Source organism: Conservatibacter flavescens (genome assembly GCF_002795425.1).
In the GTDB taxonomy this organism is placed as follows: Bacteria; Pseudomonadota; Gammaproteobacteria; order Enterobacterales; family Pasteurellaceae; genus Conservatibacter; species Conservatibacter flavescens.
Genome location: NZ_PHHA01000016.1, coordinates 44,004 through 59,642, shown reverse-complemented (window position 1 = coordinate 59,642; position 15,639 = coordinate 44,004). Strand labels below are relative to the sequence as shown.

16 protein-coding genes are annotated in these 15,639 nt (G+C 39.0%); 9 read left to right on the top strand and 7 right to left on the bottom strand.

All coding sequences use genetic code 11. The features are described 5' to 3' along the window. From CVP05_RS07005 to mutH, 3 genes are all read right to left on the bottom strand, one after another. A partial coding sequence (locus CVP05_RS07005; protein WP_133118710.1) for a two-partner secretion domain-containing protein occupies positions 1-816 on the bottom strand: 816 nt, incomplete at its 3' end. 434 nt (positions 817-1,250) lie between these two features. Continuing rightward, positions 1,251-1,967, bottom strand: coding sequence for a TerC family protein (locus CVP05_RS07000; RefSeq protein ID WP_100288864.1), 717 nt, complete (start codon positions 1,965-1,967; stop codon positions 1,251-1,253). Positions 1,968-2,127: 160 nt separating this feature from the next. Further along, the gene (gene mutH, locus CVP05_RS06995) at positions 2,128-2,808 is read right to left on the bottom strand and encodes a DNA mismatch repair endonuclease MutH (protein WP_100288863.1); all 681 of its coding nucleotides are present in this window, start codon (positions 2,806-2,808) and stop codon (positions 2,128-2,130) included. Between the two features lie 459 nt (positions 2,809-3,267). Here mutH and ffh point away from each other — a divergent pair, with 459 nt between their 5' ends. Both ffh and CVP05_RS06985 read left to right on the top strand, forming a co-directional pair. After that, entirely contained in the window at positions 3,268-4,647 is a 1,380-nt protein-coding gene (gene ffh, locus CVP05_RS06990; RefSeq protein ID WP_100288862.1) for a signal recognition particle protein, read from the top strand. Positions 4,648-4,707: 60 nt separating this feature from the next. Beyond that, positions 4,708-5,178 (top strand): surface-adhesin E family protein, encoded by a 471-nt coding sequence (locus tag CVP05_RS06985; RefSeq protein WP_100288861.1) that lies wholly within the window; start codon positions 4,708-4,710, stop codon positions 5,176-5,178. Positions 5,179-5,267: 89 nt separating this feature from the next. Here the strand turns inward: CVP05_RS06985 and eno are convergent, their stop codons facing one another. Continuing rightward, positions 5,268-6,578: a phosphopyruvate hydratase gene (gene eno / locus CVP05_RS06980; RefSeq protein ID WP_100288860.1), complete on the bottom strand. Its 1,311-nt coding sequence runs from the start codon at positions 6,576-6,578 to the stop codon at positions 5,268-5,270. 219 nt (positions 6,579-6,797) lie between these two features. Here eno and alsR point away from each other — a divergent pair, with 219 nt between their 5' ends. The 7 genes from alsR (at position 6,798) to rpiB (ending at position 13,668) form a co-directional block, all read left to right on the top strand. Then, a complete protein-coding gene (gene alsR, locus CVP05_RS06975; RefSeq protein ID WP_100288859.1) occupies positions 6,798-7,649 on the top strand; it encodes a transcriptional repressor AlsR in 852 nt (283 codons plus the stop codon). A gap of 476 nt (positions 7,650-8,125) precedes the next feature. Beyond that, positions 8,126-9,061 carry a D-allose transporter substrate-binding protein gene (alsB, locus tag CVP05_RS06970; protein ID WP_100288858.1) on the top strand — a complete coding sequence of 312 codons (936 nt, stop codon included), beginning with the start codon at positions 8,126-8,128 and terminating at the stop codon, positions 9,059-9,061. 79 nt (positions 9,062-9,140) lie between these two features. Further along, positions 9,141-10,679 carry a D-allose ABC transporter ATP-binding protein AlsA gene (gene alsA / locus CVP05_RS06965; protein ID WP_100288857.1) on the top strand — a complete coding sequence of 513 codons (1,539 nt, stop codon included), beginning with the start codon at positions 9,141-9,143 and terminating at the stop codon, positions 10,677-10,679. Between the two features lie 2 nt (positions 10,680-10,681). After that, positions 10,682-11,629, top strand: a complete 948-nt coding sequence (gene alsC, locus CVP05_RS06960; protein ID WP_100288856.1) for a D-allose ABC transporter permease — start codon at positions 10,682-10,684, stop codon at positions 11,627-11,629. 16 nt (positions 11,630-11,645) lie between these two features. Continuing rightward, positions 11,646-12,314: a D-allulose 6-phosphate 3-epimerase gene (gene alsE, locus CVP05_RS06955; protein WP_100288855.1), complete on the top strand. Its 669-nt coding sequence runs from the start codon at positions 11,646-11,648 to the stop codon at positions 12,312-12,314. Between the two features lie 11 nt (positions 12,315-12,325). Beyond that, the gene (gene alsK / locus CVP05_RS06950) at positions 12,326-13,219 is read left to right on the top strand and encodes an allose kinase (protein ID WP_100288854.1); all 894 of its coding nucleotides are present in this window, start codon (positions 12,326-12,328) and stop codon (positions 13,217-13,219) included. After that, positions 13,219-13,668 (top strand): ribose 5-phosphate isomerase B, encoded by a 450-nt coding sequence (gene rpiB / locus CVP05_RS06945; protein ID WP_279324784.1) that lies wholly within the window; start codon positions 13,219-13,221, stop codon positions 13,666-13,668. Before alsK ends, rpiB begins: the two co-directional genes overlap by 1 nt. 47 nt (positions 13,669-13,715) lie before the next feature. Here the strand turns inward: rpiB and ccmI are convergent, their stop codons facing one another. From ccmI to CVP05_RS06930, 3 genes are read right to left on the bottom strand one after another with little or no spacing between them, the layout of a single operon-like run. After that, positions 13,716-14,615 (bottom strand): c-type cytochrome biogenesis protein CcmI, encoded by a 900-nt coding sequence (gene ccmI / locus CVP05_RS06940; RefSeq protein WP_100288852.1) that lies wholly within the window; start codon positions 14,613-14,615, stop codon positions 13,716-13,718. Next, positions 14,612-15,091 carry a cytochrome c-type biogenesis protein gene (locus CVP05_RS06935; protein WP_423739125.1) on the bottom strand — a complete coding sequence of 160 codons (480 nt, stop codon included), beginning with the start codon at positions 15,089-15,091 and terminating at the stop codon, positions 14,612-14,614. Before CVP05_RS06935 ends, ccmI begins: the two co-directional genes overlap by 4 nt. Further along, entirely contained in the window at positions 15,088-15,633 is a 546-nt protein-coding gene (locus CVP05_RS06930) for a DsbE family thiol:disulfide interchange protein (RefSeq protein ID WP_100288851.1), read from the bottom strand. The genes CVP05_RS06935 and CVP05_RS06930 overlap by 4 nt, the downstream gene beginning before the upstream one ends. Between the last annotated feature and the right edge of the window lie 6 nt (positions 15,634-15,639).

Here is a 15,639-nt window from a genome sequence, read left to right as displayed (position 1 = left end):
TTGGTCTGTGCTTCCCCGTTTGATTTGATTTTGCCCGGTGACAACGTTTAACTTTTTCCCCGTCCAAATACCCGCATTAATTTCCGCTTCACGGGCTAAAATATCTGTATAATCCACCCGGCTATTGTCCATGCCTTTGCCGCTTACTTTTACTTTTCCTTTTTCTACGCGGTAGCTGTCAATATCGCCTTGATGGATTTGGGGTTTTCCGGTGGTAATCGTGGCTCGGTCTGCATTGATAATCCCACAACCGTCACAATGTAACCCGTTTGGGTTGGCGATAATCACTTCGGCTTTTTTCCCTGCCACTTCCACATAACCTTTCATCACACTGGGGTTATTCGACGTGACTTCATTTAAAATCACTTTGGCTTCCCCTCTAGCTAAATAAGGGTTGCCTTGCACAAGGCCGGCTTGTTGGGTTTGAGTGGCTTTGCGGCTGTTATTTAAAATAGCACCTTTTTCGGCCACGTTGAAATCATGGTATTTATTATGGGAAAGGCCTTTGTCATTTGGGGTTTGGATATTGACTTGAGGAAGGCCATTGGCGGTTTGGAGAACAATAGGCTGTTGGGATTTCGGGGCATTTGGGTCAGCTTTAATAATGAGGGTTTCGGCCAATGCGCTGGAAGAAAATGCCACAAATCCTAAGGCACAATATAAACTAAAAATTAAGGGTTTTAACACCGCACTTTGGTGTCCTAATCCTCCCGTTGATTCGCTGTGTGCTTTACCCGCCGATTTAGCTAATTCGGAGGTGACGACAAGGCGTTGTAAGGTGCGACTAAAGATAACGCGGAAGATTTGGTTGTTCATAGTTTTATCCTCAATAGGTGAAATCGCTTACTCATATACGTATGGCAATGTTGGCCAAATACAGGAATTGTTGATGATAATAGGGGAGTAAAAGCGGGTTAATTTGGTGATAAACGAAAATCGTTTGAGACAAGAAAAAGCATATATCCCGATGTGTTTTGGTAATATTCGGGCTTGAAACATGGGCGATCTGACCGGTGCGCGATTTTTCATGACGACATTCCAACGTTAAAATAAGCAGCGTGCAATGCAGTTGTCTCAAAAGAGGCCTATAAATTGCGGATAATATAACGAAATGCTATAGGGAAGTAAAGTGTCATGAACTAACAAGAAATGTAAATGTTAATAATTTGCTTTATTTGAGGGGATTTATAAAAAGAAACCTCATTCGTTTAGTGGAATTGAACCAAACGAATGAGGGAGAAGAGAATAGATTATGGTTTCGTAATATGTTTACGGATTTTGATATTAATCATTTCAACCACAACAGAGAAGCCCATAGCAAAATAAATATATCCTTTCGGAATATGCATATCAAAACCTTCACCGAGTAAGGCTACCCCGATAAGAATGAGGAAAGATAAGGCTAAGATCTTTAACGTTGGGTGAGATTCTACAAAGTCGCCAATTGGTTTTGCCGCTAACATCATGACACCTACTGCAATCACAATAGCAATAATCATCACCTCTACATGACTTGCCATACCGACCGCGGTAATCACAGAATCTAATGAGAATACGATATCTAATAGGGCAATCTGCACAAGAATGGCCATAAATCCAGCGGGCTTAGCGGATTTTTCTTCTTGTTCTTCCGGTGTCATCGCATGATGAATTTCGTGAGTACTTTTAGCCACTAAGAATAAACCACCAAGAATTAAAATTAAATCACGCCCTGAAATGGCGTTGTCCCAAATATGAAATAACGGTGCGGTAAGCTTCATGATCCATGCTAAAGACAGGAGTAACAAAATACGCATACCCATCGCTAATCCTAAGCCAATTAAGCGGGCGGATTGGCGTTGATGTTCAGGAAGACGTCCGACTAAGATACTAATAAAAATAATGTTATCAATACCCAAAACAATCTCAAGGGCTGTTAATGTAAATAATGCAACCCATGCTTCTGGGCTGGCGAGCCATTCAAACATAAAAATATTTCCTTAAATAAAATAAATAGCGGTTAATCATAATCTCTTGTGATAAGAATGCAATGGAATTATGTATTTTTTCTTAAAATTATCAGACACCAATATTTCAGATTCGAGACAAACCTCGCAAGATAATGGGGGTTATTACATATCCAAAAGCTTATATGTTGTGGAGACCTCTTTCAAAATGCTGCAAGATTTGTGCGGTAAACTCTTTACGTAAATAAAATCCAAGCGGTAGCGTTTGAATGCTTTGCCCTTGTTTCCCAATTCCTTTTGTTAATGCTTTACTATTTGCGCCTTTAGGACGAAGTTGCATCACTTTGCCGATTTTTGCTGTGATTTGCTCCACCTTGCCCAATACAATGTAGTCCATTAATTCTTCCCAGTCTTGGCGTAATTGATGTTCTTGTGCCGGTGTGGGCTGCCATAAAATTGGCGCGCCGATACGGCGTTCACCAAGTGGAATATGCCGTTCTCCTTCGATGGGGATCCATAAGACTTTAGTGAGTTTGTATTTAACATGGGAGCTGTCCCAATTCACACCGGTATTATTGGCTAATGGCGCAAGACTCACAAAGGTGGTTTCTAAAGGAAAACCTTGTGCATTAATTGGAATGGTTTTTAATTCGATACCGAGATGGGCAAAGTCTTGTTCGGCTTTGCTGCCCGCTTTCGCACCAAGTGCCGTTTCAATGAGCATGCCGACCCAGCCTTTATGACGTTTGAGATCTGCTGGTATAGGAAGATGTAGTTCAGCGGCCAACTCAGCAAAATTTAGGCCTGCGATATGTTGCGCTCGTGTGAGGAGTGCTTGTTCTGTTTGTGGCGTGCTAATCATAGTATTTTCTTTGTTTAAGAAGTAGTCAGTCTATATTGTGCTTTTTCTTACCAGGCAAAAAATGATAAATATTTTTGTTATCTATTTGATTTTAAATGTTATTTATAAAAATGCGAATGGGCTTTTTTTATCCGTTAAAAAGTTTTCCCAAATTATACCGCACTTCAATCACAATTTTATCCACAGAAAACCTGAATAACTCACAGGCCCTTTTGTATGGTCGTAAGATGGTTAAATTTTTATCAGAAGCTGTTTATTTTCTAATATAAGACTTGGGGATTATAAACGACAAAAGTGCGGTGAAAAATAAAAAAATACTTTTTTCACCAATTTATGCGCGGTTTATTGACAGAGTTATCCACAAAGCTGAGTCATTAACAAAGACAGGAATTTCAAGTATAATCAGAGCTAATTGAAACAGAATGCGCCTTGTCGCAGAGATATAAAATAGGATCATCTATGTTTGAAAATTTATCCGATCGTTTGTCTAAAACTTTGCGTAATATTACGGGTAAGGGTCGTTTGACGGAAGAGAATATCAAAGACACTTTACGAGAAGTGCGTATGGCCTTGCTTGAGGCGGATGTCGCTTTACCGGTTGTGCGCGAATTTATTAATAAAGTAAAAGAACGTGCCATTGGCGAAGAAGTCAATAAAAGCTTAACGCCAGGACAAGAATTTTTGAAAATCGTCCGCGCTGAGTTAGAAGCTGCAATGGGAGAGGCGAACGAAAGTTTAAATCTCGCGACACAGCCGCCAGCCGTTGTGTTAATGGCGGGTTTGCAAGGTGCGGGTAAAACGACGTCGGTTGGAAAACTGGCAAAATTTTTGAGAGAACGCCATAAGAAAAAAGTGTTAGTGGTCTCGGCGGATGTGTATCGTCCTGCGGCGATTAAGCAATTAGAAACATTGGCACAAGCAGTAAATGTCGATTTTTTCCCATCAGATGTCAAACAAAAGCCTGTGCAAATTGCCCAAGCCGCATTAAGTCATGCAAAATTAAAATTTTATGATGTCTTGATTGTGGATACCGCCGGCCGTTTGCATGTTGATAGCGAGATGATGGAAGAAATTAAGCAAATTCATGCAGCGCTTTCACCTATCGAAACCTTGTTTACTGTTGATGCGATGACGGGGCAGGACGCGGCAAATACCGCGAAAGCCTTTAACGAAGCTTTGCCGTTAACCGGTGTGATTTTAACTAAGGTGGATGGTGATGCGCGTGGTGGTGCAGCGTTGTCTATTCGCCAAATTACGGGTAAACCTATTAAATTTTTAGGGATCGGTGAGAAGACTGATGCTTTGGAACCATTCCATCCGGATCGTGTCGCTTCTCGTATTCTTGGTATGGGCGATGTGCTGTCTTTAATCGAAGATTTGGAACGTTCTGTCGATAAAGAAAAAGCCGAAAAAATGGCTCAGAAGTTTAAGAAAGGCGATGAGTTTACCTTAGAAGACTTCCGAGAACAGTTGATTGAAATGAAAAAAATGGGCGGTATGATGTCCATGTTAGAAAAATTGCCTGGTGCGAAAAATTTACCTGATCATGTGAAAGGACAGGTCGATGATAAGATGTTTAATCGTATGGAAGCGATGATTAATTCCATGACACCGAAAGAACGCCGTCACCCTGATATTATCAAAGGATCACGTAAACGCCGTATTGCGATGGGCTCAGGGACACAAGTACAAGATGTTAATCGTATGTTGAAACAGTTTGATGAAATGCAACGTATGATGAAAAAAATGCGTAAAGGCGGAATGGCGAAAATGATGCGGGGTATGAAGGGCATGATGGGTGGCGGTCTTGGTGGCTTAGGCGGTATGTTTGGGCGTTAATTGAGATCGAAGAGTGGTAATTTAATTGAAATCAGCCAATATGTTGATTAGGAGGTTTATATGAAAAAGGTATTTTTATCATGCGCGATGATATTGGCTCTGAATGCTTGTACTAGTCAACACAGCCAAATGGTCGATTTAGTTACGCCAAAAGAACCCGCAGAAGGATTTGTGCAAGTATTGGCTGAAAAAGATTATTATATCGATTCTGCCTCGATTTGGATTGATAATCAGTCTCCTGAAGTGATTAACTTTGATATGGTGACAAATTTATCTAAAGGACAGCTCGGGTTTAAGGATCATCCTAATGAGATTGGAAAATCTATTCGTAGCCATAAAAATGTAAATTGTAAAACCAATACTTATTCGCGAACAGGGGAAATGGTCTATTCAAGATTTTGGGGAGAGGGCGTGGAATTAAAACGACATCGCCAATTATATAAAACCACCGATATTATTGAAGGTTCTTCGTTGGATACGGTGGCAAAAGTTATGTGTGCGAATTTTTATCGTCCACAAGCCCCTAAATGATATATCGTCTGTTAAAACTTCATAAAAAAACACCGCACTTTTATTAAAAAGTGCGGTGTAATATTAGAAAGTTTTAAAGTTAAGCAATATTATGCTTGACCTTTCACTTCTTTTAAGCCGTTAAACGGTGCTGGTGTGCCTGCAGCCGCTAATGCTTCTTCGATACGGATTAACTGGTTGTATTTTGCAACACGATCAGAACGGCTCATTGAACCAGTTTTGATTTGACCCGCCGCTGTACCTACTGCTAAATCTGCGATAGTCGCATCTTCTGTTTCACCAGAACGGTGTGAAATTACTGCAGTGTAACCAGCATCTTTCGCCATTTTGATTGCAGCTAAAGTTTCAGTTAATGAACCGATTTGGTTGAATTTGATTAAGATTGAGTTTGCGATACCGTTTTGGATACCACGCTCTAAAATCTTGGTATTGGTTACGAATAAATCATCACCCACTAATTGAACTTTGTCACCTAACACTTTAGTTTGGTATGCGAAACCTTCCCAGTCTGATTCATCTTGACCATCTTCGATAGACACGATTGGGTATTCTTTGCATAAGCCTTCTAAGTAGTGAGTAAACTCTTGAGAAGTGAATGTTTTACCTTCACCTTTCATGTCGTACACATTACGTTCTTTGTCATAGAACTCAGAAGAGGCACAGTCCATTGCTAAAGTCACATCTTTACCTAATACATAGCCTGCTTTTTCAACTGCTTCTTTAATACAAGCTAAAGCATCAGCGTTTGAAGCTAAGTTAGGCGCAAAACCACCCTCATCACCCACAGCTGTATTTAAACCTTTTGCTTTTAATACTTTTGCAAGATTGTGGAATACTTCAGCACCGATACGTAGCGCTTCTTTTAATGTGCTTGCGCCAACTGGTTGAATCATGAACTCTTGAATATCAACGTTATTGTCAGCGTGCTCACCACCGTTGATGATGTTCATCATTGGTAATGGCATAGAGTAAACGCCCGGAGTACCATTAAGTTCTGCAATATGTGCATAAAGCGGTAAACCTTTTGAAGCAGCAGCGGCTTTTGCATTAGCTAAAGAAACCGCTAAGATAGCGTTTGCACCAAATTTAGATTTGTTTTCTGTACCATCTAAGTCGATCATAATTTGGTCGATTTCAGCTTGGTTAGACGCATCTTTACCCACAACTGCATTTGCAATTTCGTTGTTTACTGCTGCAACAGCTTTTAATACGCCTTTGCCTAAAAAGCGAGATTTATCACCATCGCGTAATTCTAACGCTTCGCGTGAACCTGTTGACGCGCCAGATGGTGCCGCAGCTAAACCAACAAAACCACCTTCAAGATGAACTTCAGCTTCAACAGTTGGATTACCACGAGAGTCAATGATTTCACGACCGATTACTTTAACAATTTTTGCCATTTTATTTTCCTCTATGAGTTAATTTAAAGCATTAAAAAAATAATGCCCATATAGTAAAGCTATTTCGTCCATTTGTCTTGCAAAAAATGTGATTTTATTGATTTAAATCTGAGATGATAGTGATGATTAGTAGGTGTTTTTTACTAGATTTGTTAAAATCGTATTTAGTTGTTTCCTATATCGCTATTTATTACAGCCACATTAAACTAAGGATCAAGCATGAATAAGGATTTATCTCTCATTCCAAGCATTCGAATGAAAAGAGAGGCAATGACCAATACCGAAAAACGGGTTGTGGATTGGTTATTGGATTCGACAAAGTTTGATAAAAAAACATCACTGAGTATGGTGGCTGAGTCTCTTCATGTTTCAGAACCTTTAGTAGTGAAAGTGGCAAAGTTACTGGGATTTTCTGGGTTTCGTGATTTGCGTAAACAGATTACTTCTTCTTTTGAGATTAATCATTTGAATACGATTGAGCTTTCGTCTCAGGATTCTGTACAAGATCTTGTTGATAAGGTGTTTGATATTTCAGTTCAAACGATTACAGAAGGGCGGGCGATTTTAAAATCTGATGTCATTGAAAAAGCAGCAAAATGTTTTTTTCATGCAAAAAATCGGGATCTTTATGCGGCGGGAGGCTCAAATACGATTTGTGATGATATCGCTCATAAGTTTTTGAGAATTGGCGTGCGGTGTAATAGCTATCGTGATGTGCATTTGATGATGATGTCGGCTTCTCTATTAACCGAAGATGATGTGGTGTTAGTGATTTCTCATTCAGGGAAAACCACCGATTTACTGAAAGTGGTCAATGAAGCACGAAAAAATAAGGCAAAGATTATTTGTATCACGCATAGCGATGTTTCGCCGATTGCGGCAGTTTCTGATTTTGTGATTTGCACGCCTGCGCCGGATACGCCGTTGCTGGGTAAAAATGCTTCAGCAAGGATTTTACAGTTGATTTTAGTTGATGCTTTTTTTGTTGCGGTTGCACAACAACACATTGACTTTGCTCAAGGCAATTTAGAAAAAACATTTCATGCAACAGAATACTTTAGACAAAAATAATTTTTGATAAAGTTTGTTGGTTTTTTATACACATTTGGTCTCTCCAATCTTCTTATCAATCATTTGTAGAAATACATGATGTATCGTCTCAGACGAGTGACAAACCGAGTAAGATAATGGAGGCATGTAATATGCCTTCAATAAACACCATAATTCATTGAAATTTAAGTTATATTTATTTCTCAGCTAGGGGCGTATGGCATACGTCCCACAAGCAATAATACTTTGCCAACAGTCAGATAAATACGTGATGTCTTGTCTGCATTTCTTGTTTATAAAATATTTCTTTCTTTAATTAAACTTCATAATATTTTTTATTTTGTGAAGTTGATCTCTTTTTTAATCCTAAAATAGTGGTATAAATAGGAAAAAATAAACTTCACATAAAAAATAGTGAAGTTTGTGGTTTATATCATCACTATTTTTATGTTGCGGTATAAGGCAGGTCGTTCGTTTAATTGATGAGGAGAGATCAGATGAAAGTATTAAAAACATTAAAAAGTGGTTTAGTGGCTCTGGGATTAGTGTGTTCAATGAATGCATATTCTGCGGAATATGCAGTGATTCTAAAAACCCTATCCAATCCATATTGGGTGGATATGAAAGCAGGGATTGAAAAAGAAGCAAAAGAATTAGGTGTTTCAGTAGATATTTTTGCTTCACCTTCAGAGGGCGATTATCAGTCCCAGCTTCAACTTTTTGAGGACTTAATTAATAAAGATTATAAAGGCATTGCGTTTGCTCCGCTTTCGCCGGCGAATTTGGTTATGCCGGTGGCAAAAGCCTATCGCAAGGGAATCTATTTGGTCAATTTAGATGAAAAAATTGATACGGATAATTTGAGTAAAGCAAAAGGCAATGTGGAAGCATTTATTACGACGGATAATGTTGCAGTGGGCGGTAAGGCTGCACAATTTATTGTGGATAAATTAGGTAGTGCCGGCGGAGAGGTTGCCATTATTGAAGGAAAAGCCGGAAATGCTTCAGGTGAAGCACGTCGTCGTGGTGCTACTGATGTTTTCGCTAAAAATTCGACAATAAAGTTAGTCGCAAGCCAACCTGCCGACTGGGATCGTATTAAAGCCTTAGATGTGGCGACTAACGTTCTATCAAGAAATCCAAACCTTAAAGCGTTCTATGCTGCTAACGATACGATGGCAATGGGAGCGGCACAGGCAGTCATTAATGCGGGAAAACAAGGACAAATCATCGTGGTGGGTACAGATGGTATCCCGGAAGCGAAAAAAATGGTGAGCGAAGGAAAATTAACGGCCACAGTCGCACAAGACCCTGCGGAGATCGGCGCAAAAGGATTACGTTTATTAGTGGAGGCGCATAAATCGGGTAAGCAAATTCCAGTGGAACAAGCATCGGCATTTATTACCGTCGATTCCATTCTTGTCACTGAGTAAGTTTCCACCTAAGGGAATGCAGAAAATTTTACCGTTCCCTTAGATTTACCTTTGTGATAGAAGCCGTTAGGGAGGAAATATGAGCCATAACTTGTTAATTCAAATGAAAAATATTTCTAAATGTTTTGGGGCGGTAAAAGCATTAAAAAATGTCGATCTTGATATTTATACTCATGAAATTCATGCATTGCTTGGGGAAAACGGTGCGGGCAAATCCACATTAATGAAAATATTGTCTGGCCTGCATAAACCGAGTTCAGGCACAGTAACGGTCAATAATATTGAGTATGAATATTTGGATCATAAACTCGCAGCTAGGTTGGGTATCGGGATTATTTATCAAGAATTGAGTTTAATTGATGAATTAACGGTATTAGAAAATTTATTTATTGGCCGTTTGATTGTTAAGAACGTGATGGGGATTCCGATCATTGATTGGAAGCGAATGCGATCTCAGGCATCAATCATTTTATTACGTCTTGGACTTAAAGTGAGTTTAGATGAAAAGGTCGGAAATCTTTCTATTTCTTACAAACAAATGATTGAAATTGCAAAAGTTTTAATTTCTGATGTCAAGGTGATTATTATGGATGAACCTACATCTTCCTTAACCCATTCAGAAATTGAATATCTTTTCTTCATTATGAAGCAATTAAGAGAAGAGGGTAAAGCCATTATTTATATCTCGCATAAAATGAATGAAATCCGTCAAATTGCTAATCGCTATACGATCCTAAAAGATGGTAGTAGTGTGACTTCCGGCATGATTAACGATATTACCAATCAGGAAATTATACGCTTAATGGTCGGACGTGATGTTGAATCTCGTTTTACCGGTATGGAAAGCTCAAAATCGTCACAAGTAATTTTTGAGGTGAATAATTTAACCGGTAAAAAATACAAACAAGTCAATAATGTGTCATTTCAGCTAAATAAAGGTGAGATCTTAGGTTTTGCCGGCTTAGTGGGCGCGGGGCGAACAGAATTAATGAACTGCATTTTTGGTGTAGATAAACGTATTTCAGGCGAAATCTATTTGCATGGCAATAAGATTACGCCGTCTTCACCCCTTGAAGCGATTACTAAAGGTATGGCTTATATCACAGAAAGTCGGCGTGAAAACGGCTTTTTCCATAATTTTTCTATTGTACAAAATATTGCTATCTCCAAAAGCTTAAAAGATGGGCATTACAAAGGCGCTATAGGTCTATTTGATTGTATACAAGAAAACCAATTCGCGGAGCAACAAAAAGCGCTTTTAAACATTAAATGTGCTTCTCTTGATCAAAATATAACCGAACTTTCCGGTGGTAATCAGCAAAAAGTGATTATTGCCAAATGGTTAATTTGTGAACCGGATATTCTCATCTTTGATGAACCGACACGCGGTATTGATATAGGCGCTAAGACAGAAATTTACAAAATTATGCGTCAGTTGGCCGAACAAGGTAAAGCCATTTTGATGGTGTCATCGGAATTACCGGAAATTATGTCGGTTTGTGATCGTATAGCAGTGTTTAGAGAAGGCGAAATTTCAACAATTTTAGACAACGATAGACATTTAACTGAAGAAATGATTATGAGCTGGGCATTACCCGACATGAGAGAGGTACATTAATAATGAATACGGCAAAATTTAATTTCCCACAGTTCTGGGAAAAATACGGAACGTTTTTTATTTTAGGCATCATCGTATTAATCTTTGGCGCTATTTCCGGACAGTATTTTTTAACAACAAATAATATTCGGCAAATCTTTGTACAAAGCTCCGTTACCGTATTAATCGGTATGGGAGAGTTCTTTGCGATTCTAATTGCGGGTATTGATTTATCTGTGGGCGCTATTCTTGCCCTAGCGGGTATGGTAACGGCTAAGTTAATGATAGCGGGTATTGATCCTGTATTCGCTGCAATCATTGGCGGTGTGCTAGTTGGGGGCGCATTAGGTGCGATTAACGGTGCATTAGTGAATTATACCGGATTACATCCATTTATTATCACATTAGGAACAAATGCCATTTTTCGTGGCATTACATTAATTATTTCCGATGCCAATTCAGTTTATGGCTTTTCTTTCGAATTTGTGGATTTTTTTGCACAAGATATTTTATTTATCCCCGTTCCCGTTGTTTTTGCCATTTTGGTGGCGTTTATGTTGTGGTTTTTAACCAGTAAAACCCGTTTAGGGCGCAATATTTATGCGTTAGGCGGGAATAAAGAATCTGCCTATTATTCGGGAATTGATGTGAAATTTCATACGATGGCGGTATTTATTATCTCCGGTATTTGTGCGGGGCTTGCTGGAGTTGTGTCAACGGCGCGTTTAGGTGCTGCAGAACCTTTAGCCGGTGTTGGTTTTGAAACCTATGCGATTGCAAGCGCCATAATTGGTGGCACGAGCTTTTTTGGCGGTAAAGGGCGTATTTTTTCAGTGGTGATTGGCGGATTGATTATCGGCACGATTAACAACGGATTAAATATTTTACAAGTTCAAACTTATTATCAATTAGTTGTAATGGGCGGATTAATTATTGTTGCTGTGGCATTAGATCGATTAATCAGTCGTTAATTTATGAGGTATCGTTATGAAAGTTTTAATCGCACCTTCTTTAATGTGCATGGATTTAACAAAATTTAAAGAACAAATTGAGTTTCTCGATCAACATGTTGGCTATTTCCATATTGACATTATGGACGGTCATTATGTGCCAAATCTGACACTTTCACCTTTTTTTGTGAGCCAGGTGAAGAAAATTGCGACCAAGCCTTTGGATTGTCATTTGATGGTTACTCACCCTGAAAATTATATTGATGATCTTGCTCAAGCCGGCTGTGATATGGTGACCTTGCACGTTGAAACCATTTCTGGTCAAGCCTTTAGAATTATTGACAAAATTAAAAGGTTAGGTATGAAAGTCGGCATTATTTTTAATCCTGAAAGTGCGGTGGAAAATGCAAAATATTATTTGCATAAAGCAGATAAAGTAACCGTATTAACGGTCGATCCCGGATTTGCTGGACAGGCTTTTATTCCTGAAATGTTAGAAAAAATTAAAGAATTACAATCGTTTAGAGAAGAAAATACATTGCAATATGAAATCGAAGTTGATGGTTCATGTAACCCTAAAACCTATGAGATGTTAATTAATGCTGGGGCTGATGTGCTTATTGTGGGCAGTTCGGGGTTATTTAATAATGCTGAAAATATTGCAGAAGCATGGGAAATCATGAAAAAAGATATTTCTCAATATTAGAGGACGTTGCCATGAAAAATGAAAAGGTGGTCATCGGGGTTGATATGGGAGCCACTCATATTCGTATATGTGTCATGGATATGCGTGGGGATGTGCTGGTAACGGAGCGTAAAAAAACATCAGAAATATTAACGCAGGGATTAGTGCATGGATTAATCACATTCTGTGAGCGTTTTTTATCGACCGCGATTGAATGTATTGTGGTTGGGCTGCCTGCGGCGATTTCTGCAGATCGCAAGCGTGTTTTATCCGTACCGAACCTTTCCGTATCACAAGAGGAATTGGATCAATTGAGTTCGTCTTTATCTCAACATTTCCATTGTGCTGTTTTTTTAGAGCGCGATGTGAATTTACAAATGATCTACGATATTCATCACTATAAATTAACCGATAAATTAGTCTTGGCGGCTTATTTGGGATCAGGCATGGGATTTGCTATTTGGAATAAAGGTCATTTATTTATTGGCGCGCATGGTGTTGCCGGCGAATTGGGGCATATTCCCTATGGCGATGAAGATATTCGGTGTGGTTGTGGTAACTATGGTTGTCTAGAAACAACTTGTTCGGGGATTGCGTTAAAACGTTGGTTTGAGCACAATCAATTTGATTATCCGATTGATCTTATTTTTAAAAAGTCCTCACAAGAGACATTTATTCAGGATTATTTGGTACAAGCCGCAAAAGCCATTAGCACCGCAGTTAATTTATTTGATTCCGAAGTATTAATTTTGGGTGGTGGTGTGATGGATATGCAAGATTTTCCCATTGAAAAATTGAAATCATTAATAGGGAAATATGTGCGTAAACCTTTGCCATATAATGAATTAAAGATATTAAAAGCCGAATCTTCCTCATTTAATGGGGCAATTGGTGCGGCGTTATATGCTCAATCATGTGAGAGGTAATGATGAAAAGGATTGCGATTGGTTCCGATCATATCGGATTAAATCATAAACGATTTTTAATTGAGAAGCTAACAAAACAAGGGTATCACATCATGGATATGGGAACATTCGATCAAGAAAGAACGGACTATCCTATCTATGCGCATAAAGTCGCGCAAGCCATTAATACCGAAAATGCTGAAGCCGGCATATTGATTTGTGGGACGGGGGTGGGTATCTCTATTGCGGCAAATAAAATAGCTGGTATCCGCTGTGCATTATGTGCGGATGAGTTTACTGCTTTAATGTGTCGAGAACATAATAATGCCAATATTATTGCTTTTGGCGCAAATATTATTTCTCCCGAAAAAGCACTTGCCCTTGCGACATTATGGTTGAATACTGCTTATGATGGCGGTCGGCATCAAAAACGTTTGGATATGATAGCAGGCTTTGAGCGTGTTTCTTGATAGATGTGCGAAGATCGGAACAGAATATTTCCTGTTCCGATCGGTTGTTATTTGGATTGGGGTGCTTCTTGTTCTTCTAAAGCATCACGAGCAGAGCGGATACTTTTCTCTAATAATGGAACGCGAGGATCGTTTTCTGGTAATAAACGTAACATCATCGCCCAAGTGACTGCAGCCATTTTATAATCTTCTTTTTCAAAATAATGAAAAGCTAATAAACTCAGGGCTTGGAAATTTGTATGATCCTGACGAAGAACTTCTTTGAGTAATTCTTCTCCTTTAAATTTATCCGAAGCATCATCTGAAAACATTAAAATGCGGGCAAAGCCCATTTTATAATCTGTATTCTCAGGAGAGAGTTTATAGGCACGTGCATAGCTGTCATGGGCGAGCTGGCCTTTATCCATACTCATTGCAAGTTGCCCTAATAACCACCAGCCTGCTGCATCATCGGGTGATTTTTGCAAATGTAGTCGTAAGGCGGTAATAAATTGTTGTTGTTCCGTTTCGCTTAAAGGATGTGTTTCTTCTTCTTTTAAACGTTCATAAAAGTGCGGTAGTTTTTCGTAGGTTTTTTCCAGCATGTTTTCGGCCTGCCATGAACCTACGCTAAAGTAGGTGGCTAAGCCTATGATAGCTAGGGCGAGTAAACCGGATGTAAACCAAATTCCGCCAAAACGTTTTTTGTCCTTATTATCGGCGGTTTGCTCTGCGGGAATATCTTCTAGCAAGGCTTGCTGCAATTCGGTTTTTAATTGCGCAGCATTGTCTAATAACCCTTGTGCTTCATCACGCTCGACTTCTTGTAAACGATCAAAGTATAACGCTTTATTTAAGGCATCACGTTCAACATTCTCTTGGTGCTGCTCCTTGCGTTTTAGCAAAGGATAAAAACAAATTAATGCAATCACCACAGTGATGACGGCGATGCTAAACCAAAAAATCATTGTTTTTCTCCGTTTAAAATTTTCTCTAATCGCTGTTTTTCAGCTTGAGTTAAATCTACTGTATTTTGCCCCGCACTTTTTTGCTGAACTTGTGGCCTACGGCGAAATAGCATGAATATACCGATTAATACTAATAAAATTGGAGCAATCCATAAAATCAGTGTGGCCGCCGTGATAGGGGGATCGTAGGTCACAAAATTACCATAACGTTCAACCATATAATTGACCACATCTTGTTTGGATTTACCCTCTTGTAACAATTCAAACACTTTATGGCGCATATCAACAGCAATGGTCGCATTAGAATCCGCTATATTATTATTTTGACATTGTGGGCAGCGCAGCTCTTGTGTAAGAGCATGATAGTCTTTTTCCTGTGCAGGGGAGTCAAAATTTAAGGCATCAATGGCAGCAAAGCTACTCAAACTTAAGCTGAGCAGTAAAAGTGCGGTGAGTTTTTGCAATATTTTCATCAGCTTCCCTCCGCCAATTTATCATAAATCGGTTTTAAGGTTTCATTCCATACGCGATCGTTCACATCTCCGGTATGGCGGTAATGGATAATGCCTTTACCATCTATAATAAAGGTTTCTGGCGCACCATATACACCTAAATCTAAACCGAATGAACCCTTTTCATCAAGCAGTACAGCTTGGTAAGGGTTATCTAAATCTTTTAACCACTTAATCGCTTTTTTAGGATCATCTTTATAATCAATTCCAATAATGGTAATGCCTTGTTTTGCTAATTGATTTAAATATTGGTGTTCAGCATAGCAAGTTGGACACCAAGTAGCCCAGACATTCAGTAAAATGGGTTTGCCTTGCTGGAATAAACTTTGATCGTATTGTGTTTCTCCAAATAAATCTTGCAAAGGTTTAGTTGGCACAGGTTTACCGATCAAGGCGGATTCAAGGGCTTTAATATCTTCCCCACCAGCATTGCGTTGTAATTGCACAAAAAAAGCGAAAGCGAGAGCTAAAAATAAAATTAATGGAATATAAAGTTTCTTTTTCATAGCACT

Excerpts from the sequence above, each read along its gene's own strand:
- CVP05_RS07000 (WP_100288864.1), bottom strand. The coding sequence starts at position 1,967 with ATGTTTGAATGGCTCGCCAGCCCAGAAGCATGGGTTGCATTATTTACA.
- mutH (WP_100288863.1), bottom strand. The coding sequence starts at position 2,808 with ATGATTAGCACGCCACAAACAGAACAAGCACTCCTCACACGAGCGCAA.
- ffh (WP_100288862.1), top strand. The coding sequence starts at position 3,268 with ATGTTTGAAAATTTATCCGATCGTTTGTCTAAAACTTTGCGTAATATT.
- CVP05_RS06985 (WP_100288861.1), top strand. The coding sequence starts at position 4,708 with ATGAAAAAGGTATTTTTATCATGCGCGATGATATTGGCTCTGAATGCT.
- eno (WP_100288860.1), bottom strand. The coding sequence starts at position 6,578 with ATGGCAAAAATTGTTAAAGTAATCGGTCGTGAAATCATTGACTCTCGT.
- alsR (WP_100288859.1), top strand. The coding sequence starts at position 6,798 with ATGAATAAGGATTTATCTCTCATTCCAAGCATTCGAATGAAAAGAGAG.
- alsB (WP_100288858.1), top strand. The coding sequence starts at position 8,126 with ATGAAAGTATTAAAAACATTAAAAAGTGGTTTAGTGGCTCTGGGATTA.
- alsA (WP_100288857.1), top strand. The coding sequence starts at position 9,141 with ATGAGCCATAACTTGTTAATTCAAATGAAAAATATTTCTAAATGTTTT.
- alsC (WP_100288856.1), top strand. The coding sequence starts at position 10,682 with ATGAATACGGCAAAATTTAATTTCCCACAGTTCTGGGAAAAATACGGA.
- alsE (WP_100288855.1), top strand. The coding sequence starts at position 11,646 with ATGAAAGTTTTAATCGCACCTTCTTTAATGTGCATGGATTTAACAAAA.
- alsK (WP_100288854.1), top strand. The coding sequence starts at position 12,326 with ATGAAAAATGAAAAGGTGGTCATCGGGGTTGATATGGGAGCCACTCAT.
- rpiB (WP_279324784.1), top strand. The coding sequence starts at position 13,219 with ATGATGAAAAGGATTGCGATTGGTTCCGATCATATCGGATTAAATCAT.
- ccmI (WP_100288852.1), bottom strand. The coding sequence starts at position 14,615 with ATGATTTTTTGGTTTAGCATCGCCGTCATCACTGTGGTGATTGCATTA.
- CVP05_RS06930 (WP_100288851.1), bottom strand. The coding sequence starts at position 15,633 with ATGAAAAAGAAACTTTATATTCCATTAATTTTATTTTTAGCTCTCGCT.